The sequence below is a fragment of the Streptomyces sp. NPDC049970 genome (assembly GCF_040660235.1).
Lineage (GTDB): Bacteria > Actinomycetota > Actinomycetes > Streptomycetales > Streptomycetaceae > Streptomyces.
On record NZ_JBFALP010000014.1, the window covers coordinates 87691 to 113265 of the forward strand.

Annotated in this window: 24 protein-coding genes; 7 read left to right on the forward strand and 17 right to left on the reverse strand. The window is 73.4% G+C overall.

Annotated features, from left to right (window positions below):
- Window positions 1–100 precede the first annotated feature (100 nt).
- The 3 genes from AB0I83_RS22950 to dhaK form a co-directional block, all read right to left on the reverse strand.
- A complete protein-coding gene (locus tag AB0I83_RS22950; protein WP_356532166.1) occupies window positions 101–511 on the reverse strand; it encodes a PTS fructose transporter subunit IIA in 411 nt (136 codons plus the stop codon).
- The gene (gene dhaL / locus AB0I83_RS22955) at window positions 508–1125 is read right to left on the reverse strand and encodes a dihydroxyacetone kinase subunit DhaL (protein WP_356532164.1); all 618 of its coding nucleotides are present in this window, start codon (window positions 1123–1125) and stop codon (window positions 508–510) included. Before dhaL ends, AB0I83_RS22950 begins: the two co-directional genes overlap by 4 nt.
- Before the next feature lie 76 nt (window positions 1126–1201).
- Window positions 1202–2194: a dihydroxyacetone kinase subunit DhaK gene (gene dhaK / locus AB0I83_RS22960; protein WP_356532162.1), complete on the reverse strand. Its 993-nt coding sequence runs from the start codon at window positions 2192–2194 to the stop codon at window positions 1202–1204.
- 297 nt (window positions 2195–2491) lie between these two features.
- Between dhaK and AB0I83_RS22965 the strand changes: the two genes are divergently transcribed.
- Complete coding sequence (locus AB0I83_RS22965; protein WP_363305930.1) at window positions 2492–3580, forward strand: NAD-dependent epimerase/dehydratase family protein; 1089 nt, start codon at window positions 2492–2494, stop codon at window positions 3578–3580.
- 25 nt (window positions 3581–3605) lie between these two features.
- Here the strand turns inward: AB0I83_RS22965 and AB0I83_RS22970 are convergent, their stop codons facing one another.
- Complete coding sequence (locus AB0I83_RS22970) at window positions 3606–4718, reverse strand: HAMP domain-containing sensor histidine kinase (protein ID WP_363305931.1); 1113 nt, start codon at window positions 4716–4718, stop codon at window positions 3606–3608.
- A 4-nt stretch (window positions 4719–4722) separates the two neighbouring features.
- Window positions 4723–5496, reverse strand: a complete 774-nt coding sequence (locus AB0I83_RS22975) for a response regulator transcription factor (protein WP_356532159.1) — start codon at window positions 5494–5496, stop codon at window positions 4723–4725.
- 123 nt (window positions 5497–5619) lie between these two features.
- Here AB0I83_RS22975 and AB0I83_RS22980 point away from each other — a divergent pair, with 123 nt between their 5' ends.
- From AB0I83_RS22980 to AB0I83_RS22990, 3 genes are read left to right on the forward strand one after another with little or no spacing between them, the layout of a single operon-like run.
- Window positions 5620–6351 carry a glycosyltransferase family 2 protein gene (locus AB0I83_RS22980; RefSeq protein ID WP_356532158.1) on the forward strand — a complete coding sequence of 244 codons (732 nt, stop codon included), beginning with the start codon at window positions 5620–5622 and terminating at the stop codon, window positions 6349–6351.
- A complete protein-coding gene (locus tag AB0I83_RS22985) occupies window positions 6348–7007 on the forward strand; it encodes a DUF2064 domain-containing protein (protein WP_363305932.1) in 660 nt (219 codons plus the stop codon). Before AB0I83_RS22980 ends, AB0I83_RS22985 begins: the two co-directional genes overlap by 4 nt.
- The gene (locus AB0I83_RS22990) at window positions 7004–7786 is read left to right on the forward strand and encodes a methyltransferase domain-containing protein (RefSeq protein ID WP_363305933.1); all 783 of its coding nucleotides are present in this window, start codon (window positions 7004–7006) and stop codon (window positions 7784–7786) included. Before AB0I83_RS22985 ends, AB0I83_RS22990 begins: the two co-directional genes overlap by 4 nt.
- A gap of 310 nt (window positions 7787–8096) precedes the next feature.
- On the opposite strand, the gene AB0I83_RS22995 is transcribed toward AB0I83_RS22990, so the two are convergent.
- On the reverse strand, window positions 8097–9365 hold the full coding sequence (locus AB0I83_RS22995) for a molybdopterin-dependent oxidoreductase (RefSeq protein WP_363305934.1): 1269 nt from the start codon (window positions 9363–9365) through the stop codon (window positions 8097–8099).
- Window positions 9366–9531: 166 nt separating this feature from the next.
- On the opposite strand from AB0I83_RS22995, the gene AB0I83_RS23000 reads away from it, so the two are divergent.
- Window positions 9532–10944, forward strand: a complete 1413-nt coding sequence (locus tag AB0I83_RS23000; protein ID WP_363305935.1) for a hypothetical protein — start codon at window positions 9532–9534, stop codon at window positions 10942–10944.
- A 34-nt stretch (window positions 10945–10978) separates the two neighbouring features.
- Here the strand turns inward: AB0I83_RS23000 and AB0I83_RS23005 are convergent, their stop codons facing one another.
- Together AB0I83_RS23005 and AB0I83_RS23010 are read right to left on the reverse strand one after the other, a co-directional pair.
- Window positions 10979–12172 carry a glycosyl hydrolase gene (locus AB0I83_RS23005; protein WP_363305936.1) on the reverse strand — a complete coding sequence of 398 codons (1194 nt, stop codon included), beginning with the start codon at window positions 12170–12172 and terminating at the stop codon, window positions 10979–10981.
- A 137-nt stretch (window positions 12173–12309) separates the two neighbouring features.
- A complete protein-coding gene (locus tag AB0I83_RS23010; RefSeq protein ID WP_356532149.1) occupies window positions 12310–13572 on the reverse strand; it encodes a cytochrome P450 in 1263 nt (420 codons plus the stop codon).
- 352 nt (window positions 13573–13924) lie between these two features.
- On the opposite strand from AB0I83_RS23010, the gene AB0I83_RS23015 reads away from it, so the two are divergent.
- Entirely contained in the window at window positions 13925–14389 is a 465-nt protein-coding gene (locus tag AB0I83_RS23015; protein ID WP_363305937.1) for a tyrosinase family oxidase copper chaperone, read from the forward strand.
- A gap of 19 nt (window positions 14390–14408) precedes the next feature.
- Entirely contained in the window at window positions 14409–15269 is an 861-nt protein-coding gene (locus AB0I83_RS23020) for a tyrosinase family protein (protein WP_363305938.1), read from the forward strand.
- A gap of 95 nt (window positions 15270–15364) precedes the next feature.
- Here AB0I83_RS23020 and AB0I83_RS23025 read toward each other — a convergent pair whose 3' ends face one another.
- From AB0I83_RS23025 to AB0I83_RS23065, 9 genes are all read right to left on the reverse strand, one after another.
- Window positions 15365–15652 carry a chaplin gene (locus AB0I83_RS23025; protein ID WP_356532144.1) on the reverse strand — a complete coding sequence of 96 codons (288 nt, stop codon included), beginning with the start codon at window positions 15650–15652 and terminating at the stop codon, window positions 15365–15367.
- A 111-nt stretch (window positions 15653–15763) separates the two neighbouring features.
- A complete protein-coding gene (locus AB0I83_RS23030; protein WP_356842571.1) occupies window positions 15764–16927 on the reverse strand; it encodes a GNAT family N-acetyltransferase in 1164 nt (387 codons plus the stop codon).
- Window positions 16924–17598 (reverse strand): lipopolysaccharide biosynthesis protein, encoded by a 675-nt coding sequence (locus AB0I83_RS23035; RefSeq protein WP_363305939.1) that lies wholly within the window; start codon window positions 17596–17598, stop codon window positions 16924–16926. The genes AB0I83_RS23030 and AB0I83_RS23035 overlap by 4 nt, the downstream gene beginning before the upstream one ends.
- Window positions 17595–18740 carry a glycosyltransferase gene (locus AB0I83_RS23040; RefSeq protein WP_363305940.1) on the reverse strand — a complete coding sequence of 382 codons (1146 nt, stop codon included), beginning with the start codon at window positions 18738–18740 and terminating at the stop codon, window positions 17595–17597. Before AB0I83_RS23040 ends, AB0I83_RS23035 begins: the two co-directional genes overlap by 4 nt.
- Window positions 18737–19504, reverse strand: a complete 768-nt coding sequence (locus tag AB0I83_RS23045; RefSeq protein WP_363305941.1) for a polysaccharide deacetylase family protein — start codon at window positions 19502–19504, stop codon at window positions 18737–18739. The genes AB0I83_RS23040 and AB0I83_RS23045 overlap by 4 nt, the downstream gene beginning before the upstream one ends.
- The gene (locus tag AB0I83_RS23050; protein WP_356532275.1) at window positions 19494–21029 is read right to left on the reverse strand and encodes a lipid II flippase MurJ; all 1536 of its coding nucleotides are present in this window, start codon (window positions 21027–21029) and stop codon (window positions 19494–19496) included. Before AB0I83_RS23050 ends, AB0I83_RS23045 begins: the two co-directional genes overlap by 11 nt.
- A gap of 92 nt (window positions 21030–21121) precedes the next feature.
- Complete coding sequence (locus AB0I83_RS23055) at window positions 21122–22465, reverse strand: O-antigen ligase family protein (protein ID WP_363305981.1); 1344 nt, start codon at window positions 22463–22465, stop codon at window positions 21122–21124.
- Window positions 22466–22486: 21 nt separating this feature from the next.
- Entirely contained in the window at window positions 22487–23977 is a 1491-nt protein-coding gene (locus tag AB0I83_RS23060; RefSeq protein WP_363305942.1) for a sugar transferase, read from the reverse strand.
- Window positions 23974–25149, reverse strand: coding sequence for a glycosyltransferase family 4 protein (locus AB0I83_RS23065; protein WP_356532134.1), 1176 nt, complete (start codon window positions 25147–25149; stop codon window positions 23974–23976). The genes AB0I83_RS23060 and AB0I83_RS23065 overlap by 4 nt, the downstream gene beginning before the upstream one ends.
- Between the last annotated feature and the right edge of the window lie 426 nt (window positions 25150–25575).

Here is a 25575-nt window from a genome sequence, read left to right on the forward strand (position 1 = left end):
CGAATTGCTGCCGTGTGGCTCCCGGACCTGCCCGGGAGCCACACGGTGTCCGCCGGGCAGGCCGCGCAGTCAGCGCTTCACGCCGTCAGCACCTCGGATCTCACGCCTTCCGGTACCCGTAGGCGTCCGAGGCCGCCGCCTCCACCGTGTCCAGATCGCCGCCGGCGGACGCGGTGACCAGCGCGGCGACCGCGCCCTCGACGAACGGGGCGTCCACCAGCCGTGCCCCGTCGGGCAGTTCGTCGCCCTCGGCCAGCATCGCCTTCACGGTCAGTACCGCACTCCCGAGGTCGACCAGCAGCGCCACTCCGGCGCCCCTGTCCACCTCCCTGGCGGCCTCGGCGATGAGCTCCGAACTCGTCCCCAGGCCCCCGGCGGACGTGCCCCCCGCCGCCGCCACCGGAGCCGTCGCGCCACCGGCCGCCAGCCCTCTGGCCAGTTCGGCCACGGCCTCCGCCACCGGGCCGCTGTGCGAGACCAGCACGATCCCGACCTGGTTCTCCTCGCTCACGCGCCGGCTCCCTCGCCCGGTCCGGCGGCCTCCACGAGCGCCCCGACCAGAAGTGCGGCCGAGGCGGCCCCCGGATCCCGGTGCCCGATGCTGCGCTCACCCAGATAGCTGGCCCTGCCCTTGCGCGCCAGCAACGGAACCGTCGCCGAGGCACCGGCCAGCGCCGCGTCCGCGGCCTCTCCGAACGAGTCGCCCAGCACCTCGACGGCCGGCAGCAGCGCGTCGAGCATCGTCTTGTCCCCGGCCTGCGCACCGCCGAGCTGAGCCACCGCCGCGACACCCGCCCCGAGGGCCTCCGCCAGTTCGGCCGGCGTCACCTCCGGGGCGTCGCCGAGCGCCTTCCCGGTGCGGCGCAGCAGGGTCCCGTACAGCGGTCCGGACGCCCCGCCCACCGTCGAGATCAGCTGACGCCCGGCCAGGGTGAGTACGGCGCCCGGCGTCGCGGGGGGCTCCTTCTCCAGCACGTCGCGCACCGCGGTGAAGCCGCGCCGCATGTTGCTCCCGTGATCGGCGTCCCCGATCGCGGCGTCGAGCTCGGTCAGCCTGTCCGCCTCGCGGTCGACGGCGGCCGCGGTGGCGGCCATCCAGCGACGGAAGAAATCGGTGTCGAGCACTGGGTCTCCTGTTCCTCACACACGGACGGTTCCTCACTCACGGGCGGATCGCACGCACGGCCGGACGCGAGCCCGCTCACCGGCCCCAGCGGAGCGCGGGCGTCTGCACGGGCGCGTCCCAGAGCCGCACGAGCTCCTCGTCCACCTGGCAGAGCGTCACCGAGCAGCCCGCCATGTCGAGCGATGTCACGTAGTTCCCCACCAGGGTACGAGCCACCGTCACGCCCCGCTCCGACAGCACCCGCCGCACCTCGGCGGCGAACCCGTAGAGCTCCAGCAGCGGCGTCGAGCCGAGGCCGTTGACCAGCACGAGCACCGGGCCGCTCGGCCGCAGGTCCTCCAGCACCGCGTGGACCGAGAAGTCGGCGATCTCCCTCGACGTCATCATCGGGCGGCGCTCGCGTCCGGGCTCGCCGTGGATACCGATGCCCAGCTCCAGTTCCCCCGGAGGCAGGTCGAACGTCGGCGTGCCCTTCGCGGGAGTGGTGACGGAGCTCAGCGCGACCCCGAAGCTCCGCGAGGACTCGTTCACCCTGCGCGCCACCGCCTCCACCCGGTCCAGCGGCGCACCCTCGTCGGCGAGGGCGCCGGCGATCTTCTCCACGAACAGGGTGGCGCCGGTGCCGCGACGCCCCGCCGTGAAGGTGCTGTCGGCCACCGCCACGTCGTCGTCGACCAGCACCCGGGCGACCTGGACCCCCTCCTCCTCGGCGAGTTCGGCCGCCATGTCGAAGTTCAGCACGTCACCGGTGTAGTTCTTCACGACGAACAGCACACCGGCGCCGCTGTCCACGGCCGCCGCCGCCCGCACCATCTGGTCGGGCACGGGTGAGGTGAAGACCTCCCCGGGACACGCGGCGGAGAGCATTCCGGGACCGACGAACCCCGCGTGCAGCGGTTCGTGCCCCGACCCGCCGCCTGACACGAGCCCCACCTTTCCCGCCACCGGCGCGTCGCGCCGGACGACGAGGCGGTTCTCCACGTCCACGACGAGCTCGGGGTGGGCGGCGGCCATGCCGCGGAGCCCGTCCGCGACGACTGTCTCCGGCACGTTGATGAGCATGCGCAACGGTTCCTCCTGGGGAGAGCAACGGCGGCCGGTGGTGCCACCGGCCGTCGGCGCGATTCCGGTTCTCTTGTCGCAGGTGCGTACGGCACCCGGTTACGGCACCCAGTATCGAAGAGACCGGGGTGATCGGGAAGCGACGCGTCGGAAGGACCCGTATCCCAACCGTCGGAGGGACGCGCGGACGGCCGTCTGCGCGCCCCGGCCGTCCGGGGGACAGCCCCGGGAGGTTCTTACGGTCCCGTGACGTGGGCGCGCCGCACCTGCCGCCGCGTCGTCCCGCGGCCTAGCGTGGCGGCCATGCGCGTACTGGTCACCGGCGGAGCCGGGTTCATCGGGTCTCACATCGTCAGCACGCTCGCCTCAGGCGGGCACGAACCGGTGGTCCTCGACGCACTGCTGCCCTCCGCGCACGGACCAGCCGCCTCCGCCGCGCCGGAGATGGCCGGTCTGCCGCCCGGGGTCCGGGGAATCGTCGCGGACGTACGGGACCGGGAGGCGGTCGCCGGAGCGCTGGCCGGGATCGACGCCGTGTGCCATCAGGCGGCGATGGTCGGTCTCGGCAAGGACTTCGCCGACGCGCCGGAGTACGTCGGGTGCAACGACCTGGGCACCGCGGTGCTGCTCGCGGAGATGGCGGCGGCCGGGGTCCGCAACCTGGTGCTCGCCGGTTCGATGGTGGTCTACGGCGAGGGGCGTTACGACTGTCCCCGGCACGGCTCCGTCAGGCCCGGCCCCAGAGCGGCGGCGGACCTCGACGCGGGCCGCTTCGAGCCGCGCTGCCCCGTCTGCGGAGCGGAACTGGTGCCCGGGCTGGTCACCGAGGAGGCGGCCGGCGACCCGCGCAACGTGTACGCGGCGACCAAGCTCGCGCAGGAGCACCTCGCCGCCGCCTGGACCCGCGCGACGGGCGGCCGGGCCGTCGCACTGCGCTACCACAACGTGTACGGCCCGGGGATGCCCCGAGACACCCCGTACGCCGGCGTCGCGTCCTTCTTCCGCTCGGCCCTGGCACGGGGCGAGGCGCCCCGGGTGTTCGAGGACGGCGGCCAGCGGCGCGACTTCGTGCACGTCCGGGACGTGGCGGCGGCCAACGCGGTGGCACTCGCGGCACTGGACGAGCGGGAGCCGGGCACCTTCGACGCCTACAACACCGGAAGCGGCACCCCGCACACCATCGGCGAGATGGCCCACGCCCTGTCCTCGGCCCACGGCGGTCCGGCGCCCGTCGTCACCGGCGAGTACCGGCTCGGGGACGTCCGCCACGTGACCGCGGATTCGCGCCGCCTCCGCGAGGAACTCGGCTGGAAGCCGGAGACGGACTTCGGCGCCGGGATGCGGGAGTTCGCCACGGCACCCCTGCGGAGCGTCGGAGGGCAGGACACGTAGGACCCCGGCACCCGGGTCCCCGGCCTCAGGCCGGCGCGGCCGGAAGGGTCACCTCGAAGCAGCAGCCGCCGGCCACGTTCCGCACTTCGGTGCGGCCCGAGTGGGCCTCGACGATCCCGCGGACGATGGCCAGCCCGAGGCCCGCCCCGGATGGAGGGGTACGGGCCGGGCTGCCCCGCCACCCTGTGTCGAACACCCGCGCGAGATCCTCCTCGGGAATTCCGCCGCACCCGTCGGTCACCGAGAGCACGAGGCCGTCGGGCGAGCGCTGCGCGGCCACCGCGACCGTTCCGTCGGCGGGGGTGCGCCTGATCGCGTTGATCAGGAGATTGCCCATGACCCGGCTCATCTCCTTGCTGTCGACCTCCACCGGCACCGCGTCGACCCGGTCGCCGACGAGGCGCACCCCGTGCTCACGGGCCAGCGGATGGGCCCCGGCCAGCGCGTCCCCGACCAGGTCGTGGGCGGACACCCGCGTGGGGGCCAGAGTGAGTGAGCCGGCATGGATGCGGGAGAGCTCGAAGAGGTCACCGACCATGTCGTTCATGCGCTCCACCTCCCTGCGTATCTGCCGCAGATAGCGCCCGGAGTCCGCCGCCATACCGTCCTCCAGCGCCTCGGACATGGCGCGCAGCCCGGTCAGCGGGGTCCGCAGGTCGTGGGAGATCCAGGCGACGAGTTCCCGGCGCGACCTCTCCAGGGCACGCTCGCGCTCCCTGGAGCTCTCCAGCTTCGCGCTGGTGGCCGCCAGCTCACGGGTGAGCGCGGCCAGTTCGGCGGTGGCCTGCGCCGCCGGGGCGGCGAACGTGCCCCCGTCGCCGAAGGAGCGCGCGGCAAGGGTGAGTTCCCGGCTCCTCGCCGCCACCCAGCGCCCCAGCAGCATCGCGGTCGCGAGGGACACCGCGGCGGCCATGGCGACGACGGTCGTCACCACCGTCAGATCGTGCGGGGAGAGGAACATGGCCCAGGCCACGGTCAGGGTCCCGGCCAGCATCGCCGTCACCGCCACCGCGGCGACGACGGTCAGGGATACCGCGAGAGGACGGTGCCGCAGCAGCCGCAGGGCCAGGGCGCCCAACAGCCCCGCCGCGGCGGCACCGAGGAAGGCGAGCAGGGCGATCAGCAGGATGTCGGCCATGTGCTCAGATCCCCCGAGCGGTGGCGTCGCCCGGCAGGTCCAAGCGGTAGCCCACGCCCCAGACCGTCTGGATCAGACCGGGACGGGCGGGGTCGGTCTCGACCTTGCCGCGCAGCCGCCGCACATGGACCGTCACCGTCGACAGATCGCCGAAGTCCCAGCCCCAGACCTCCCGCATCAACTCCTCACGGGTGAACGCGCGTCCGGGGTGGCTCAGGAAGAACGCGAGCAGATCGAACTCGCGGAGCGTGAGGCACAGGTCCCTGCCGTCACGGGTCGCACGCCGGGCCAGAGGCTCCAGACCGATCCCGGCGCCGCCGAGCCGGGCCGGGGAGGCGGGGCCGGTGCGCAGGCCCCGGCGCAGCACCGCCTCCACCCGCAGCACCAGTTCGCGCGGGCTGAAGGGCTTGGTCACGTAGTCGTCCGCGCCGGTCTCGAGGCCGAGGATCCGGTCCTCCTCGTCCCCTCTCGCGGTCAGCATGATGACGGGCACCGGCCCGTGCGCGCGCATCCGGCGGCACACCTCGAAGCCGTCCATGCCCGGCAGCATCAGGTCGAGTACCACCAGGTCGGGCCGCAGCGCCGCGAAGCTCTCCAGGGCCGCGGGTCCGTCGCCCGCCTGCTCGACGTGGTAGCCCGCGCGTTCCAGGTATCCGGCGGCGACCTCGGATACGGTCGGATCGTCGTCCACGACGAGGACGCGGCCGAGCGACACGCCGTCACCGTGACCGGTCGGAGAGTCGGCCCGGGAGTGCGGGGGGCAAGAGGTGTTCTGCATGGCGACACTGTGGCACCACCAGCCGTTCGGCCGACCGGTCTCCGGCCGCCGCGGGGCCGACGTCCACATTTCGTAAGAACCTGATGACCGGAATGCCGGTTTTTGCTCCGTAGGGTGATCGGCGTGACCGACTATTCACCGACTGATCCAGCCGGCCCCGTCCGCGCCGACATCGTTCTGCCCTGCCTCGACGAGGCCGAGGCCCTGCCCCGGGTGCTGGCCCGCGTCCCGGAAGGGTGGCGGGCCATCGTCGTCGACAACGGCTCCACCGACGGGTCGGCGGACATCGCCCGCTCCCTCGGCGCGACCGTCGTGCACGAACCGCGCCGCGGCTTCGGCTCCGCCTGCCACGCGGGGCTGCTCGCGGCCGAGGCGGAGTACGTCTGCTTCTGCGACTGCGACGGCTCGCTCGACCCCGCGCTGCTCCCCGGGTTCGTCCGGCGGATCGCCGAGGGGGAGAGCGACCTGGTCCTCGGCCGGCGCCGCCCCACGACCCGCGGCGCGTGGCCACCGCACGCGAGAGCGGGCAACCTCGCCCTGTCCAGGATGCTCCGCCGCCGCACCGGCCTGCGGCTCCACGACCTCGGGCCGATGCGGGCCGTACGCCGGGATGCGCTCCTCGCGCTCGACCTGACGGACCGTCGCAGCGGCTACCCGCTGCAGATGGTGGTGCGCGCCTCGGACGCCGGACTGCGCGTCACCGAGACGGACGTGCCGTATCTGCCCCGTACGGGCAGGTCCAAGGTCACCGGCACCTGGCTGGGCACCTGGCACGCGGTGCGCGACATGCGCGCGGTGCTGCGGCAGCCGGAGACGCGGACCGCGCGCGGCGTCCGGGCGGAGGCGACCCGATGAGCACACGGACGCCGCACGACGGGCCGACCACCCTGCTGGTCATCGCCAAGGAGCCGGTCCCGGGCCGGGTCAAGACCCGGCTCACACCGCCCTTCAGCCCGGCCGAGGCCGCGGAACTCGCCGCCGCCGCCCTGGAGGACACGCTGCGGACCCTGCTCACCCTGCCCGCCCGGCGGCGTGTCCTGGTCCTCGACGGGCGTCCCGGGCCCTGGACGCCGGAGGGCCTCGACGTACTCCCGCAGAGTGCGGGCACCCTGGACGAACGCATCGCGGCGGCGTTCGGTACCTGTACGGGGCCGGCCCTGCTCATCGGGATGGACACCCCGCAGATCACCCCGGCCCTGCTGGCCCCCGTGCTCTCCCCGGGCGGCTGGGACGGGTGCGACGCCTGGTTCGGACCGGCCGAGGACGGCGGCTTCTGGGCCCTGGGCCTGGCCGCGCCCGCCCCCGGCCTCGTACGGGGCGTGCCGATGTCCCGTCCCGACACGGGCGCACTCCAGCGCGCACGGCTGACGGACGCGGGCCTCACGGTGCGGGACCTGCCGCCGCTGCGCGACGTGGACACGGCCGAGGACGCGCGGTACGTCGCCGCCGCCGCGCCGCGCGGACGGTTCGCCGAGGCCCACAGCCGGCTGAGCCGGGCGGTGGCCCGATGAGCACCGTGCTGCCGCCGGCAGGCGCCGTCCCCGCCGCGTGGGCGACCGACCCCTACGCACATGCTCTGGACCAGGGCCGCGGCCCGCTCTTCCTCCGCCGGAAGGACGGGTGGCTGCTGCCGCTGGACGTCGAACGCTGGTGCGCCGACGCCGACGCCGCGGACCTGTCGGCACTCGGCCGCAGCGAGGGGACGGTCATCGACATCGGCTGCGGGCCCGGACGGCTGGTCGCCGCGCTCGCCGGGCGCGGACACCACGCGCTGGGCATCGACGTCAGCGAGGCCGCCATCGGACGGACCCAGCGGATCGGCGGCTCGGCGCTCCGCCGCAGCGTGTTCGAGCCGCTGCCGGGCGAAGGCCGCTGGGGGACCGCCCTGCTCATCGACGGCAACATCGGGATCGGCGGTGACCCGAGGGCCCTGCTCCGCCGGGTCGCCGCCGTGGTGGCCCCCGGCGGACTGCTCATCACGGAGGCCGCGCCCCACGACGTGGACGAGCGGGTCCAGGTGCGCCTGGACGACGGCAGTGAGCAACTCGGTGCCGCCCCGCACTTCCCGTGGGCCCGCGTCGGGGTGCCGGCCCTCCTCGGACACGCGCGGTCGGAGGGCTGGGAGCCCGTCGATCAGTGGGAGGCCGACGGCCGCCCGTTCCTCGCCCTGCGCCGCGACCGGACGGTCCGCGCCGCCAGCCAGAGCGCCGACACGCCGAAGAGCGCGGCGGTGATCAACAGCCAGTTCCCCAGGAACCTGTCGGGGGACATCCCGCTCGCCGGCTCGTAGCGCTCCGTATGACGAGTGATCAGGGGAAACCACATCAACAGGAGCAGCCCGGACAGGAGCAGCGGCACGCGTACGAAGTTGACCAGTCCGGGCCGCCCCGCGAGGGGCACCCGCAGGGCCCGGTCCGCCGCCGAGTACAGCGGCACCAGCACCAGGTCGTGCACGAACGCGGCCCCCACGAACCACACCACGATCATGAAGGTGTCCCCGTCGAGCAGCCGCACCCCCGCATAGGCCGCGAGGGCGAACGAGGCGGCCATCAGCAGCAGGTGCAGCGGCCCCTCCCCGTACCAGCGGCGCAGCACCCTCATCACAGCTCTCCGAACGTCAGGCGGCTCACCCATTTGGTGTTCATCACGCCGGGCGCGGCCGGCACGATGACGCGCGCCGGGTATCCGTGATCCGGCGACAGGTCCTCACCGTTGACGCCCAGTGCCAGCAGCGAACGCGCGTCCCGCACCTGGTTGTCCCTGAGCGCCACCGTACGGAACGGTCCGCTGAGCTGCAGGGACTCCACCAGCACTCCCGGCGGCCCGTCCCGGAAGCCGGCGAGCGCGGCGAGGTCGCCCAGGCGGACCCCGCGCCACCACTGGTCGGACGTCGACCAGCCCTCCACACAGGCGATCGGCAGCGCCGCGCTGTGCTGCGCCATGGCCAGGAGCTCCGTCCGCGACAGCCTGAACTCCCCGGCCGGGCCGACGACGGTGAGCCGCCACCGTTCGCCGGTCTCGGCGGGGACGATTCCGGCCTTCGCGGCGGTCTTGTTGATCTGGAAGCCGTTGGGGCCCGACCCCGGCTCCGCGCCGCCACGCGGGGTCAGCAGAGCGGTTCGTCGCAGCCCGTCGAAGCTCCGACCCGCGGAGGTGACCAGCAGGAGCAGCGATCCCGCTCCCACGACGGCCAGGGCGCCCCGACGCGAGACGGTCGGCGTAGTGGGACGGGGTGAGGCCGACTCGTCCTTCTCCGCCGTGGGGAGCCCGTGGCGCAGCGCCCGCAGCGCCATGGGGAGTTTCAGGAAGGTGTGGGCGAGGAACGCGGCGAAGAAGACCCACGCCCCGTAGAAGTGCAGCGGGTAGAAGGACCCCGGGAACAGGTACTCCAACTGGATGTTGAGCAGACCCGTGACGAACTCGAAGAGCGCCCCGCCCACGAGCAGCAGCAGCGACAGACGCTCCAGGGCGTGTCCGGCCGACCGTGCGGGCGGCAGCGTGAAGAGCTTCGGGACCACCGACCACAGCTTGGCCAGCAGGACGGGTACGAGAACGATGCCGAGGGTGACGTGGATCCCCTGGGTCAGCCGGTACAGCCAGTGGGGGCCGGTGGGCCAGTCGAACAGGTAGAAACCCAGCCATCCCTTGTCCGGCGTCTTGTCGTTCACGGCGGCGAGGTCCGGGTTGTACGCCGCGTACGACAGCAGACCGGTCACGAACATCAGGGTGATACCGGCGAGGAGCACCACCCCGAGTACGGCCGTGAACCAGACCCCGCGCACCGGACTGCGCCAGAAGGCGCGCTCGGTGGGAAGGGGGAAAGGAGGAGAGGGGAGGTGTGCACGAGTTCGCTGACGTGTGTCGCCCATGCGCCGACGTTATGCCCGGCCCACCGCTCCGGGCCGGATAGGACACCTGACGAAAGTCTGACGTCGGCCCCGCCCGGACGCGCCACCCCGACCGCGGATCTGACGGTTGTGTGACGCGGCTGCGTCGCACCGCCCACCGGGCCCCGCCGGTGCGTAACGTGCCCGCGTGACGACCGAGGAACGCAGCGACCGCATCCGAACTCCCGAACCCACCGCGCCGGCCCGACCCGCCGGTCCCGCCGGCTGTCGCCTGGACCTGGCTGCCGCCGGGGCGGGGGTGTTGCTGGTGGCCCTGGCCGTGGTGGTCGGATGGTTCATCCAGGAGGGCGACGGCAGCCTCCAGGTCCAGTGGCCGCCCCTGCTGGCCTCCTGGGACCCGCACCTCGGCCCGGGTACTCCCGCCGCGGTCGCCGTGGCGGTGGCGGTCGTCGCGTACGGACCACGGCTCGCGGCCAGGCTTCCCTGGCGGGCCCTGCTCCTCACCTGCTGGACCGGTTCGGTCGCCTGGATCCTCTCGCTCGCCCTCGTCGAGGGCTGGTACCGGGGGATCGCGCGCCGGCTGACCACCAAGCACGAGTACCTGCGGGTGATCGACCGCTTCGACGACATCGGCTCCGCCCTGCGCGGTTTCACCGACCACATCGTGATCGGGCCACCGGGCAACTGGCCCGCCCACGTCGCCGGGCACCCGCCGGGCGCCACGCTCACCTTCGTCGGCCTGGACCGGGTCGGACTGGGGGGCGGCGCCTGGGCCGGCATGTGGTGTATCGTGCTCGGCGGCTCCGCGGCGGTGGCCGTCATGGTCGCGCTGCGCGCGCTGACGGGTGAACACCTCGCCCGGCGCGCCGCCCCGTTCCTCGTCCTGGCCCCCTTCGCCGTCTGGACCGGCACGTCCGCGGACGGCTACTTCGCCGCCGTCGCGGCCTGGTCCGTCGCGCTGCTGGCCCTCGCAGCCACCCGCACGGCCCGGTACCCGGCAGCCGCGGCGCTGGGATCCGGACTGCTGTTCGGACTGACCTGCTACCTCAGTTACGGCCTGACGCTCGTCGCGGGCCTCCTGGCCGCCGTCCTCGTGTCCGCCCGCTCCGTACGCCCGCTCCTGCCCCTCGTCCTCGGCGCGCTGGTCGCCCCCGTCGCCTTCACCCTGGCGGGCTTCAACTGGTGGGAGGCCTACCACCTGCTCGTCGAGCGCTACTACCAGGGCGCGGGCGGGACCCGCCCCTACTCCTACTGGGTCTGGGGGAACCTCGCCTGCACCACCCTGGCCGCAGGACTCGCCACCGTCGCGGGTCTGCGCCGTGCAGCGGCCTCGGCCCCCGCCGCCGTGCGCGGAGTGTGGTCCGGCACGGCGACCGCAGCCCAGCGGCTGGCTGTGCTCACCCTGGCCGCGCTCCTGGCGATCGCCGTCGCGGATCTGTCCGGGATGAGCAAGGCGGAGACGGAACGCATCTGGCAGCCCTTCGTGGTCTGGCTGATGCCCGCCGCCGCGCTGCTCCCGGACCTCGGCCGGCGCCGCTGGCTGGCCGCCCAGGCGGCCGTCGCACTCCTGGTCAACCACCTGCTGTGGACCGGATGGTGAGCGACGGCGGGGAGGGGCCGTCCCCGGCCGCGTCTCAGCGGCGTACGCAGAACTCGCGGTCGGTCAGCCACTGGCCGAACCACTCGCTCAACGGAATGCTGAAGCACCACTCGTCCGCGTTGGTGTCCGGCACGGGCACCGTCGGCGTGGGCTTGTCGGGCTTCGGGGCCGTGGGCGTCGCGCTCGGGTCCGGCGCGGGTACCGACGGTTCGGCGTTCGGCAGCCCGCTCAGCTTCTCGCGGAACAGCGCCGAGGACTCCGGGTTCTCGGAGCACTGCCACACCCCGTGCGGGCAGTAGTCCGTGACGGTCTGGTAGAGCGGCTTGTGCAGGTCGAACCACTCCAGCATGCGGCGCATGTACTCGGGATTGTCGCCGTTGCGGAAGAGACCCCACTCCGGGAACGAGATCGGCTTGCCGTGCTCCGCCGCGAAGTCGACCTGCTTCTGGAGGCCGTACGGTTCGTTCACCTGCTCGTCGAACGTCCGGGCCGGCGGCTGGTCGTAGGAGTCCATGCCGATGATGTCCACCACGTCGTCACCCGGGTAGCACTCCGTCCAGGGCACGGCGTCGCGTCCCCTGCTCGGCGCGAAGTCGAAGCGCAGCTTCTGGCCGGGGACGGACCGCATCGCGGTGACGATGCGGTTCCAGTACGCCTTCCACGCGACCGGGTCGGGGCCGCAGCGGTGCGTGTACGTCGTGCCGTTCATCTCCCAGCCCAGGACGATCACCGTGTCCGGGACCCCCAGCAGGACCAGACGCTCGGCCAGCTTGCGGAAGTGCTCGTCGAACCGCCCGTCGGCACCCGCCCGCAGCAGACTCCGTACCTCGCTGTCGGAGACGCGCTCCTCGTTGCGTTCGAGCATGGGCGTGTTGAGCACGAACATCCGGTCGTCCGCCGCACGCCGCCAGGCCGCCCACGAGGCGAGGAAGCCGGGGCGGCCCTCGATGTTCTCCCACAGGTCGCCCGGCAGGTAGCTGTGCCCGACCCGCAGTTCCGTACCGCCGAGCCACTGCGAGAGCTCCTCCATCCGCCGCACACCCTTCGGCCCGTAGTCCAGGTACGCGCCGATCGCGGTCGTTCCGACCGGTTCCGGGGCGCTCTGCGCGGGGCCCTTGCCGGCCTGGGTGTCCGTGCCGTCGTGGTCCACGAGGACCGCGCCGCCGACAAGGACGCCGAATGCGGTCGCCCCGATGCCGAAATTGATGAAGCGGCGCTGTGCGGGCACGGATCCTCCTGGGACTATGGCCTGTATCCGACCCTGCCGACCCTAAGGAGAAAGATTCAACAATGGGCCGCGGGACCACCCGGGAATAGACCATTCGCGACGCGCACCGACTATTGGGGGACCGTTCGGGTGACACATCAGAAGGTGAAAGGAAGGGAACCGACGCGGTTGTCGAAATTCGAGTCGACTAGACCTGGTTCTCCCACCGACCGGATCCCTCCCAGCCGTTCGAACATCTCGCGGAAGAGCGCTTTCATCTCCAACTTGGCCAGATGCGCGCCCAGGCAGTGGTGGGGTCCACCGCCGCCGTACCCCAGGTGCGGATTCGGCGATCGCGTGATGTCGAACGTGTCGGGGTCGTCGAAGACCGAGGCGTCCCGGTTGGCCGAGGCATAGAGGAGTACGACCTTCTCACCGGGCAGGAAGGTGCGACCGCCGACCTCGCACCCGGCCGCCACCGTGCGGCGGAACTGGATGATCGGCGTCGAGTGGCGGACGATCTCGTCGACCGCGCCGTCGGCGTAGCGGTCGAAGTCCGACTCCAGGAGGGCCCGCTGGTCGGGATGCCCGCTCAGCAGGACCAGCCCGTGGGCGACCGCGTTCCGGGTGGTCTCCACACCGGCCACGAGCAGCAGCGAGAAGAACGCGCCGAGCTGACGCGACGACAGCGCCTGCCCGCCGACATCGGCGCGCACCAGGGCCGAGATCACGTCGTCCGCCGGGACGCGGCGGCGCTCCCGGGCGATGCCGGCCATCTCCAGCTGCATACGGGCCAGGGAGCGCAGGCCTCGCCCGGGCACGCGAAGCCTCGCCCGGCCCCGGCGCTGGACCCCGACGTACTCCGACGCTTGGTCGATCCGCGCGAGGATCCCCTCGCGGTGACGGGCCGGGACACCCATCAGGTCGCAGATCACCTCGAACGGCATACGGGACGCGGCCGACCGCATGAAGTCACCCGGACCCTCGGCCGACATCTCGTCGACCAGCCGCGCGGCGACGGCGGAGATGTTCTCCTCCGCCGCGGCGAGCAGCCTCGGCGTGAAGGCGCGGGAGATGGTCCGGCGCAGGCCCGCGTGCTCGGCGCCGTCCATGTTGACCATGGAGTTGCCGAACACCGCCTTGGCCCAGGACGCCGGTTCGGGGATGGTGACCCCGGGCGCGCTGGCGAATACCAGGGGCTGCCGGCTGGCGGCCCGTACGTCCGCGTGTCTGACGAGGGCGTAGAACGGTGTGCGTGACCCCGTGCCCGGAGTGAAGCGGGCCGGTGCGTCGAGCTCCCTGAGCCGGGCGAAGGCCGCCAGCCGCTGTGACCTGGGCAGCCGCCAGAACGCCGGGTCGGCGAGATCGGCACCGTCGGTCCCTCGCGCGCGGTCGGTGGGTGCCTGCGTCGGCGCGTTCATGCACAACCTCCGGGAGTTCGGACCGCCATGCTGGCCCGTCGGGCGGCACGGCGCGGCCGACGCGGCCGGACCGGTCGGAGAATTCCCACGGTCGCGGGATGTCCGAGGGCCGTCCGGCCGGACACCGGGTCCGGTACACGCCGGCGGGCGCGGTGAGTCGTGGGACGTGGGCCCGCCCCACGCGGGGTGTAATGGACCAATCCGGCCACCCGCCGGATGCCGGGCGCCAGGTGTTCGGGGCCTTCGAGGTCAGGCCGTCCGGTCCGGCCGAGGAGAACCGTTCGCCCCCCGTCTCGTTGCCCACTCGAGCGAGACACCTCGCGGAAGCGGACGAGAGGCAGGTACACCCACCATGAACCCCGACACCCCCGCCGGCGGGAAGCCGGCGCGCCCGGCCCGCCGCGCCGTGCTGCGCACCGCCTTCACCGTGGCCGTGATCGCGGGCACCGGCGGCGTGCTCGCCCCCGTCGTGCTGCGGGGCACCGGGACAGGAGCCGGCACCCAGGAGCGAGACGCCGTGGGGCCCGAGCGCTTCTCCGAGCTGTACAAGGGGCGTGACATCCGCGGCACGGTCACCGCGGTTGTTCCTGCTGGAGCGCAGCCGCACGCCGCCGCGCCGGGAACCGTCCTCGCCGCGCCCGAGGCCGACGTACGGATCGACGGCAGGCCGCTGCACGTGATGAGGCGCGCGGACGGGAGCTACCTCAGCGCCGTGAACCACTACGAGTCCTACCCGACGCTGCTCGCGGCGGCCCGCGCGGCGGTCGACGAGATCGGTACCGCCCAGCTGTCCGCCGCGCCCCCGCACGCCATCTGACCTCCGAGGACGAGCCCTGGTGTACAGCCGCAAGAATCAGCGAGACCTCACCCGCGCGGAGAAGAAGCGCCTCGTCGACGCGATCCTGGAGCTGAAACGCTCCGGACGCTACGACGAGTTCGTCGACCTGCACCGGCAGTACTACGTCACCGATGCCGACAGCAGGCCGCGGCCCGCCCACATGACCCCGTCCTTCTTCCCCTGGCACCGCAGATACCTCCTGGAGTTCGAGAAGGCGCTGCGGGCCGTGGACCCCCGGGTCTCGATCCCCTACTGGGACTGGACGCGGGACAACACCCCGAGTGCCTCCCTGTGGGCGGACGACCTGCTCGGAGGCAACGGCCGGCCGGGCGACCGGCAGGTCATGACGGGGCCCTTCGCCTACCGGCGGGGGAACTGGCGCATCAGCGCCGGGGTCACCGACGACCCCTACCTGCGGCGGAACCTCGGCCGGCCCGCCGCGCCGGTCACCCTGCCCGGTGCGGCGGAGGTGGACCGCGCGCTGGGCGACCCCGTCTACGACGCCGCGCCCTGGAACAGCGTCAGCACCACCGGCTTCCGCAACCGGATCGAGGGCTGGGGAATCAGAGGATCCCGCGGAGTCGCCAACCACAACCGGGTCCATCGCTGGATCGGCGGGTCCATGGCGGGCGCGGCATCGCCCGACGACCCGGTCTTCTGGCTGCACCACGCCTTCATCGACCTGCTCTGGACCCGCTGGCAGAAGGCGCATCCGCGCGCCCGCTACCTGCCCGCCGGCCCGCTCGGCGCCGACGACCCGCAGCGGGACAGGATCTTCCCGCTCGACCGGCCCATGCCGCCGTGGGACGTGCCGCCCTCACAGCTCATGGACCACTCCCGCCTCTACCGTTACGTCTGAAACGGCGCGTGCCGGGCGGCGTCCACGACGCGACCGGGCCCCCTCCCTCCGCACCGACGCGGAGAGAAGGGGCCCGGCAGGTCCCGTCAGGGAATTCAGTGGCCGTAGCCGTAGTCACCCTCGGCCTCGGCCTCGTGGTGGTCCGACACGTTCGCGCAGGTGTTGCCGAACGCCGGGTTCAGCAGCGCGATCACGTTGACCGTGTTGCCGCAGACGTTGACCGGGACGTGAACGGGCACCTGGACGGCGTTGCCCGAACCGACACCCGGGGAGTGAGCGGCGACGGCGCCCGCTCCGGCGTCGGCGGTGGCCAGACCGGCACCGCCGGCGATCAGGGCACCGGTACCTGCCATGACAGCGGCCACCTTCGAGATACGCGACATCAGTTCTCCTTGAGGGATTCGGCACCGGCTGCCGAGAGTGCGACCGGTGTGCCCTGACAACGCGGCAGTCGACAGACGGTAACGGATCACCTCAAAAGTCATCATCTACGATCAACTCAGGCCGATGATCGCGAGACCGGCCGCCGGAAGCTCGTTCAGCCTGCCCCGCCAGTCCCGCGCGGCCGGGAAGCGGGCCTTCACCGTCTCCGCCGCCCGGTCCCGGACGGCCAGCTGCGTCTCACGCAGACGCAGCATCGGCTCCAGGGCGGAGCGCGCGAGCAGCAGGCGCTGATTGACGACCGGCACGGGTGCCCAGTGGTTCTTGTACTGCTCGGCGCCGCGCAGCAGACTCAGCACCCCGCGACCCGAGTCCGCGGCCTCCCGCGCGATCTCGCGCAGCAGCAACGAGGAGACGTCCACCTTCCGCTCCCTGAGCCGGGGGTCGACGCCGTACAGGTAGGCGCCGGTCAGCTGTGCCGACCCGAGCGACAGGTCGGCGGCCACCACCTTCCCGTCGAGCACGAACTCCCTGACCGTGGCCTCGCCGTCGCGCACCATCCGGCGGGCCGAGCGCACCAGGTGCGCGCAGAAGCGGGAACGCAGGTGCTCCGGGTTGACCCCTCTGCCGAGCCACTGGAGCTCGTGCAGGTGCAGCAGGTTGCCGATGGCCCCCGCCACCCGGTGCACGGGGGCCGCCCGGCACTCGATGCCCAGTGAGTCGATCTTGCGCAGCTTGGCCCGGGACCGCTGCGCGCGTGAACCGCTCATCCGCCCGATGAGGGCGTCGATCGGTTCGGCGGGCAGCTCCATGCACGTCGAGTCGGCCAGGCTGGTCCGTGCGCCGGACCAGGCTCCGAACAGCAGCTGGGCCGATGCGTCGGGCCGTACCTCCCGCAGGTCGACGACCGTGTGGGAGGCGGCGCGGTGCAGGCCGCGCTCCAGCGCGGTGACCGCCGCCCGGATGTCGTCGCCGTCCACCAGGATGTCGAAGAAGTCGGAGATCGCCCCGCCCATCGGCACCAGGAGCGGCATCGGGCGGTGCACGAGCATCAGCGGCGCCGCGCCGATCAGCCGGCCGCCGCGCCGCGCCAGCAGGACCCGCAGCCGCCCCGACGTTCCGTAGGAGAGCCACCACGACCGGAGCCACGCATGGCTCTGGAAGGGGGTGGAGGTGGGGCAGCGCCGGTGCAGGGCGTCCCACTCCGGGGCGAGCGCCGTGAACTCGGCCAGATCCCGGCAGAGGGTGACGGTGAGCCGGCGGTGGTCGGTGTTCATCGCACGAGCTCCCGTTCCTCGGCCGGGGTGGCCGCGCCGCCCTGGGCGGGAGCGGGCACCTGGGCCCCGGTGTCCCGTCGCCCGCGGCGCGGACGGACCAGCAGGACCAGTCCGCCCGTCAGCCCGCCCGCGCTCGCGCCCACGGCCGCCCCCAGCGGCACCGACGGTGACACGGGGTCGGCCGACGGCACGGCGTGCGAGAACTTGATGAGCTTCACGCCGGTGTCCTTCGCGACGTGCCCGCTGCTGACCACCACGGCCTCGGTGACCGCGTTGGCGATGTCGGCGGCGCGGTCCGGATCGGCCGACGTGCCGGTCACCGCGATCATGGGGGAGTCCGGTGAGGTCTCGGACAGGACGTGCGTGCGCAGTTCGCGCACCGGCTCGCCGGCGGCCCCCTTGGCGTACGAGAGGGTCGCGTCGCTGGTGACCAGACGGCCGTACGACTGCGCGTACCCCAGTGCCGCGGCCGGATCGATGTCCTTCCCGGCGGTGACCATCGCGTAACTGGTGGCCGTGTACTCGGGCGTGGCGAGCGTTCCGTACGAGAATCCGCAGGCGGCTCCGAGCAGGACGCAGACGGGCAGGGGCCACCAACTGGGCCGTACGGATGCGGGGCGGGGCCTGCGGAACCGTCCGGGGACGGCCGACTGCGCGGGAGACTCGGTCATGGGTGTGCTCTCTCGGTCGAGGGGACTGTGTCGATGGCGTGTGCGTAGACGTCCATCAGGCGCCGGCTGCTGAGCCTGATGTCGTAGTGGTCCACGGCCGGCGGCGGCGGCAGCCGGTGGGCGCCGCGCGCCATGCGGAGCCTCAGCGCCGCGGTGAGTTCGGCCGTGGGATCGGCGGTGGCCGACGGGGACCCGATGCGGCCCGCCCCCGGTGCCCGGTCCGCCGGGAGGTCCTCGATGGCGGGGCAGGCCGCGTACAGCACGGGCAGCCCGGCCGCCAGGGCCTCGACGGCGGCCAGCCCGAACGACTCCTCGCGGGAGGCGGACACGAACAGGTCGACGGCGCTGAGGACGGCCGGGATGCCGGGGGACCCGTCCGCCGTGCCGCACTCCCCGAGGAAGCGGACACGGCCGCCCACTCCGAGGCGTGCCGCCAGAGCGCGCAGCGACGCGGCCTCGGGCCCCTCCCCGGCCAGTACGAGCCAGGCGCCGGGCACGCCGGAGACGGCGCGGATCAGCAGGTCGAAGCGCTTGCCCGGGACGAGCCTGCCCACGCCGCCCACCACGAAGGCCCCGTCGGGAACGCGCAACAGGGCACGGGTGGAACGCCGTCGGCCGTCGTCGTAGCGGAAGGCCGCCGCGTCGATGCCGTTCGGCACGGTGTGGATCCTGGCCGCCGGTACGCCCCAGTCGCGCAGCCGTCCGGCCACGGTGTCGGAGACGGCGACCGTCGCCGCCCCCATGCGCTCGGTACGCAGATAGAGCTCCCGGGTGCCTCGGGTGAGCGGACGCCCCTCGATCTCGGCGTCCCCCAGCGAGTGTTCCGTGGAGACCGCGGTCGTCCCCGCCAGGCGCGCCGCGATCCGGCCGTACACGCACGCCCGGTACAGGTGGGTGTGCACCAGGTCGTAAGCACCGCGGCGGATGAGCCTGGCCAGCCGGGGCAGGGCGGCCAGGTCACGGTTGCCCCGCATCCCCAGGTGGTGGACGCGGACGCCGTCGGCGCGCAGCCCCTCGGCCACCGCACCCGGGTTCGTGAGCGTCACCACGTCGCAACGCACCGGCAGGTGACGCAGCATCAGCCGCAACTGCTGCTCCGCGCCGCCGACCCCCAGACCCGTGATGACGTGCAGCGCCCTCACCTGGCGTCACCCGGCCCCGACGCGGCACGACGGTGCCGCAGCCGGTGGCGTACCTCCTTGGCCCGCAGGCGGGTACGGCGGTCGGCATGGCTGACGTGGGTACGGGGGAGGGCGAGCGGCCCCGACAACGAGCCGGGAGCGAGGGCGCATCCGTAGACGTATCCCGCGTCCCGCACGGATTCGACGACCCGCGGGTCGGCGGTGCCGTACGGGTAGCAGAACCCGGCCGGCGCGTGCCCGGTGAGGCGCCGGAGCGCATCCCTGCTGTCGTGGGTCTCCTGGCGCAGTTCGTCGTCGGACAGCGCCGTCAGGTCCCGGTGGAACATGCCGTGCGAGCCGATCTCCATGCCCGCCGCCGCGGCGGTGCGGATGCCGTCCTCGGTCAGCAGCGGTCTGCGCGGGCCGAGGGGATCCCAGACGTTGGAGCCGCCGGGCCGCCCGGGAAGGACGAACACCGTGGCACCGCAGCCGTGGGCGAGCAGCACGGGCAGCGCCTCGTCGAGGAAGTCGGCGTACCCGTCGTCGAAGGTGAGGCCCACCAGGCCGCGCTCCCCGGCGGTCCTGGCGCGGAGCAGCGCGGTCATCCCCACCCCGGTGAGGCCCCGGCGCCGTAGCCACGTCAGCTGCTCGTCGAGCCGGTCGGCGGAGACGGTGATGCCGTACGGATCGTCCGTCGGGTCGCTCACCGAGTGGTACGTGAGGATCCACGGCCGCGAGCGGAGGGCGAGCGAACGGGAGTGCGGTACCGAGGTGTCAGCGGCCATGAGGGAACCTCCGTCGGACGAGTGCCAGCAGGTGGACGGCTTCGGGCGCCCGGAGCGCGAGTCCGGTGAGCAGGAACGCCAGGGGTACGGCGAGGCAGCCCGCGGCCAGACCCGCCGGGGCCGGCCCGGGCACCAGGTCCGCGGCGAGACGGCCCGCCACGGCGGCGACCGCCGCCGCGCCGGCCGGGCGGACGAGGGACAGGGCGACGGCCCGCGTCCGGACGGCGACCGCCCGCGAGCCGAGGCCCACCAGCATCAGCAACGCCGCCGTGCTGATTCCCACGGCGTTCGCCGCCGCGATGCCCCGGACGCCGAACGGGCCGGTCAGGGCCAGTCCCGCCGCCGTCGTCACCACGAGTCCCGCGCCCATCGCGCCGAGCGGGTACCAGGTGGGGCGGCCCGCCGAGAAGAACGGCCTGCACAGGGCGCCGACCAGTGTGTGGCCGAGCAGGCCGAGCGCGTACAGACGCATCACCCCGGCGGTGGCCGCGGTGTCCGCGGCGTCGAAGGCGCCGCGCTGGAAGAGCACTTCGACGATCAGGGGCGCGCAGCCGAGCACCATCGCGGTGCCCAGCAGCACCACGGTCCCGGCGAGCGCGAGGTCGCGCTCGACCCGCCGCCGCGCGCCCTCCCGGTCCCCGGCCGCCATGGCGCGGGCGACCACGGGAAAGGTCACCGTGCAGATCATCATGGACAGCACCATCGGGAGCTGCGCGACCTTCTGCGCGTAGTTGAGGTGCGAGATGGCCCCGTCCGGCAGGGACGAGGCCAGGAACCGCTCCACGAAGACCTGCGACTGACGGCTCACCACGAACAGCACGACCGGAGCCAGGACCGTAGCGCCGAGCAGGGCGGACTCCTTGCGCACGGCCCGGCGCCCGGTCCCGGCCCGCCGCGGCACCAGGCGTACGAACGTGGGCAGCAGGGTCAGGATCATCAGGAGGCTGCCCACGGCGACTCCGGCGGCGGCGGCCCGCACCCCCCAGGCGGAGTGCAGCGCCAGGGTCATGGCGATGATGCCGACGTTGTAGGCGATGTAGACCCCGGCCGGCGCCAGGAAGCGTCCGTGGGCGCGCAGGGCGGCGCTGAAGTACCCGGTGACGCCGAAGGTGAGCACCGTGACCGCGGTCAGCCGCGTGCAGTCCACCGCGAGCCGTGGATCGTCCAGTCCGGGCGCCAGGGCGCCGACGGCCCAGGGAGCTCCCCACACCAGCAGCGCGCCGGCACAGGCCAGGCAGACGAACAGCCGCGGCAGGGTGTCGGCCACCAGGGCGCGCACGGGGTCCGTCGCGTGTCCGCCGGCGGCGCGCCTGGTCAGCGCCAGGCTGAAGGCGGGCACGAGCAGCAGCGCCATGCCGTCCTCGATCAACAGCGTGGCCGCCATCTCCGGGACCGTCCACGCGATCAGGAAGGCGTCGCTGGCGTGGCTGGCGCCGAAGAGCCGGGCGACGGCCTGGTCCCGTACCAGCCCCAACAGCGCCGCGATCAGCGTCAGTCCCGCGGTGCCGCCCACCGTCCTGGCCAGGAACCGTCCGGGCCCGGGCGGGGCCCCGGGAGCGGGAGCCGCGGTGCCCGCTGCCTGCGCCGACTCCCCGGCCGTCCCGGTGGCGGTCGCGCTCACGCGGCGGTCGTCCTCTCCGGCTCGGCCAGTGCCCACCACGCGGCGAGACCCAGCACGATCCCGGTGAGCACGGTGGACGGGCCGCCGATGTCCGCGTACAGGAAGTCGACGGTCTGCCAGGTCATCAGACCGACGGCGGCGAGACCGCAGTCGACGGCCGCGGAGCCCCGGGCCCTGGCGCGGACGAGCCTGCGTACCCCGCCCACCAGCAGCGCGGCCCACGAGCCGGCCAGCGCCACGAAGCCGATGAGCCCCTGCTCGGCCAGGACCAGCAGGTACATGTTGTGCGGTGAGAGGAGCGGCTGCTTGCGGAAGTCCTGCCCCGCCCCGGCGGTGTCGCTGCCTGCCGAGAGGCCGATCGAGGCGTGTCCGTCCCGGTGCGCGGGGAACCCCTTCAGGCCGACACCGGCCGCCGGATGCTCCCGCCACATGCCCGTCGCGGCGGCCCACATGGCGTACCGGTCGTTGACCGACCGGTCGGGTGCGCTGGTCACCTCGGTGATGCTGGTGAGCCGTTGCGAGATCATCTCGGATCCGACGCCGAAGCCTCCGACGAGTACGACCCCGGCCGCGGCGAGGACCGACAGCGCGCGGACCGCCTGCCGTCGGCCGGTCAGCGTGATCACGGTCAGCGCTCCGGCCGCCGTCGCGATCCACGCGCCCCTGCTGAAGGACAGGGTGAGCGGGACGACCAGCAGCGCGGCGGTCGCCGGAGCCCACGGCCGCAGCCACGCCGGCGTCCCCGCCGGGGTGCGCAGCGCGTACGCGGCGGCGGCGACGAGCCCGTAACCGACGACCGTGGCCATCCCCATCACGTCACTGGGGCCGAACGTGCCCACGGCGCGGATGTCCTCGCCCATGTACGAGGCACCTGACCCGGTGGCGTACTGGTGCACGCCCGTCGCGCCCTGGACAGCGGCCAGGAGGACGAGTGAGCCGGCGACGATCCGGAAGCCCCGGGTGTCCCGGACCAGCAGGAGGACCGCGGCCGGGACCAGGACGAAGATCTGCAGGTACCGGACGAACCCCGGCAGGGCCGCCGCCGGATCCGCGGCGGTGACCGTGGCCAGTGCCAGGCCCAGGGCGGGCAGGCCCAGCACGACGGCCGCGGCCGCGGTGAGCGGACGCCGCCGCAGGAACAGCAGACGGCCGGCACAGACGAGGACGGCCACGCCGGACAGGAGATCGGGGGCCGGCACCCCGTACACGGCCCCGGCACCCGTGCCGTCGTCCGGGACCGCCAGCAGCAGTACGGTCGCGATCAGCGGGAGCAGCGGCCAGCTCCTGCCCCATTCCCGGAGGAGCGCGCTCCGGCCCGCGGGTGGTACGGCGGGTGCCACGGTTGCGGTGAGTGCCACGGGTCAGCTGCCTCCGAGCCGGAACACCGAGCCGGCCGTGCGCGCGAGCACGCACATGTCCTGCCACAGCGACCATGTCTCGATGTAGCGGTTGTCGAAGCGGGCCCGGTCCTCGATCGAGGTGTCGCCGCGCAGGCCGTGCACCTGTGCCAGCCCGGTGATCCCGACGGGCATCCGGTGCCGGGTCCGGTAACCGGGATGCATCCGGCTGAACTGCTTTACGAAGTAGGGGCGTTCCGGCCGGGGACCGACCAGGCTCATGTCGCCGCGCACCACGTTCCACAGCTGCGGCAGCTCGTCGAGCGACGTCCTGCGCAGCGTCCTGCCGACCCGGCTCACGCGCCGGTCCGAGGACACGTTCCATCGGGTGGCGGACTCGTGCTCGTCCGCCGGCCGCAGGGTGCGGAACTTCAGGAGGACGAAAGGCTGACCGTTTCTGCCGATGCGCTCCTGGTGGAAGAGGACGCCCGGACCGTCGCAGAGGCGTACGGCGAGCGCGCAGCCGGCCATCACCGGGGACACGACGACGAGCGCGACCGCGGCCAGGACGGCGTCCATGGCCCGCTTCACCCGGTGGGCCGGCGGGCGGTGCGGTCCGGTGTGCAGCGAGTGGGCGGCGAAACCCCACACGTGGTCCGGCCGCGGCGCGGTCCGGCAGCGGGCGACCACACCCTGGTCGGTGATCAGCCACACCCGGCAGTGGTGGCGCGCGAACAGCGCGAAGAGCTCCGTGCCGTCGGCGGTCGACTCGGGCGGGACGGTGAACACGGCGTGGCGGACGGAGTTCTGGATGACCGCCCGGCCGGCGTCCTGCACCGACGCGAGGAGGGGCAGCGGCGCCTCACCGGCGGTCTCCCCCTCCGCGCCCTCGGCGGCCGTCGCGGAACCGACCACCCGGCCGACGGGCCGCATCCCGTACCGGCTGTGCTGCTGGAGCACGGCGACGACCCGGTCGGCGAGCGGTCCGTCGCCCACCACCAGGGTGGACTGCGGATTGCGGGCCGCCGACCGCCGCCGGAAGCCGTGGACCCCGGCGCGTGCGCAACAGCTCAGCAGCAGCTGGACTCCGAGGGCACAGGCGGGCGCGGCCCAGCCGACGGCGTAGCGGGGGTCGTACGCCGTCAGCGCCTCGGCGGTGACGTACCACTGCACCAGGGCGAGACCGGTCAGTGCCGGCAGTTCCGCCAGGACCGAGGGCGACAGCCCGGTGCGGTACAGACCCCGGTAGGCGTTGAGCAGGAACTGGAGGGCGATCTGCAGGAGGAGGACGACCGGTGGCCACGGCCCCGGGGCCACCAGCGCCACGGCCAGGCCGAGGGCGAGCCCGTCGGAGGCCATCAGCGCGGTCGGTGCCCGGCGGCGCCGGACGCCTCCCGCGGCCTGCCGGGAAGGTGTGTCGTCACTTCCGCTGCGCGGTGGGCCCACAGCGGAGGCCGCGCTCCGTACTGCGGTCGCCTGGGCGGCTCGGGGAACAGGTGCACTCTCCGTCGTCATCGCTCGGTGCGCTTCCTCGTCGTGGGGAGGGACTGGCCGACAAGTTCGTGGTACAGGCGCAGGACCGCTCCGGCCGTCTTCGTCACGTCGAAGACCGACCGTGTGCGGCTCTGCGCGGTCCGGCCCAAAGCCGCCCGCAGAACGGGGTCGGACAGCAGGCCGGACAGGGCCGCCGCGAGAGCCGCGGGGTCCTCGGGCGGTACGAGGCAGTAGGGCAGGTGCCCGGGAGGCAGGCTCTCTCTGGCCCCGTTGACGTCGGACAACAGGACGGGCGTGCCGCAGGCCATGGCTTCGAGTGGGGCCAGCGCCATCCCCTCCCACCGCGAGGGGAGCACCAGCAGGTCCGCCGCCCTGATCCACGGCCGCACGTCCGGACTCGCGCCCGCGAACAGCACCCCGGGGGGAGCGGTGCGCCGCAGTTCCTCGGCGCAGGGACCGTCGCCGACCAGGACGAGCCGGGCACCGGCCGTGTGTGCGGTCCGCCACGCCCGCAGCAGGACGTCCTGGCCCTTCTGCCGGCTCAGACGCCCCACGCACACGACGAGCGGGGAACCGGCCGGGACGCCCGCGAGCAGCGGAAGGGCCGCCCGGCCCGGCCCCGTGTCATCGCGGCCGGCGGGTCGGAAGCGGCCCAGGTCGATCCCGTTGTGGATCACCGACCAGTGCGCGGAGATGCCCGCGTGTTCACCGGCCCGGCGCTCGGACTCGCTGACGCAGAGGATGCGGTCGCTCCATCGCGCCCCGAACCGTTCCCAGGACCTCGCCAGCCCGGCCGCCCTGCCCTCCAGGGCCTCGAACGACCACGCGTGCGGCTGGAACACGGTCGGCACCCGGCCCCGTACGGCCAGGCGGCCCGCGAGCCCCGCCTTCGCGCTGTGGGCGTGGATCACGTCAGGGGCGCACGCGCGGACCAGACGGCTCGCCGCGGAGACCTCCCGGGCCAGCCGGGGCCCCGGGGCGCGCTCGGCCGGCCACACGCACACGCGAGCCCCGGCGGCGGCCGCCCCGGCCGCCAGTTCCCCGTCCGGCGGGCATGCCACGACCGGGCGCACTCCCGCGCGGACCTGAGCCGCGACGAGGTCGGTGACGACCCGTGCGACTCCTCCCTCCACCGGCTGGACCAGATGAAGGACCGTCAGTCGACTTTCCTCGGTGCAACGCTTCTGCAGCACGCTCGGCTCTCTTTCACATGCCCCCCGAAGAGCGGGTTCGGGTGAACACCGGCGGCAAGGAATATGGCGGCGGAGATCAAGTATGTAAAACCGAAGTGCACTGTGGCAGACGTTACGTGGGAAAACACGTACGACTCGCGCTCGCTGCCTGACGGATTGCCACTCCCGGGCCGTCGGCCGAATCGCCGCGAAACTCTGCGGCGTGTCAGGGGAGCGTCATCGGGATTTCGCCGGGCTCTGTCGCATGATGGTGATGCCCTGTGCCTCAGTTCGCCCACCTGCACGTCCGATAAGCCCGGCGGTAATGCTCTTCAATTCCCCCGGGTGCGTGCGTCAATTCCGGTGTCCGGTGTTTCTCCTGTGCCCGGAGTATGCCCGGAGGTGCTGTTCGGTCGCCCGCCGGCCTTCGGCGCGCTTTCCCTGCGA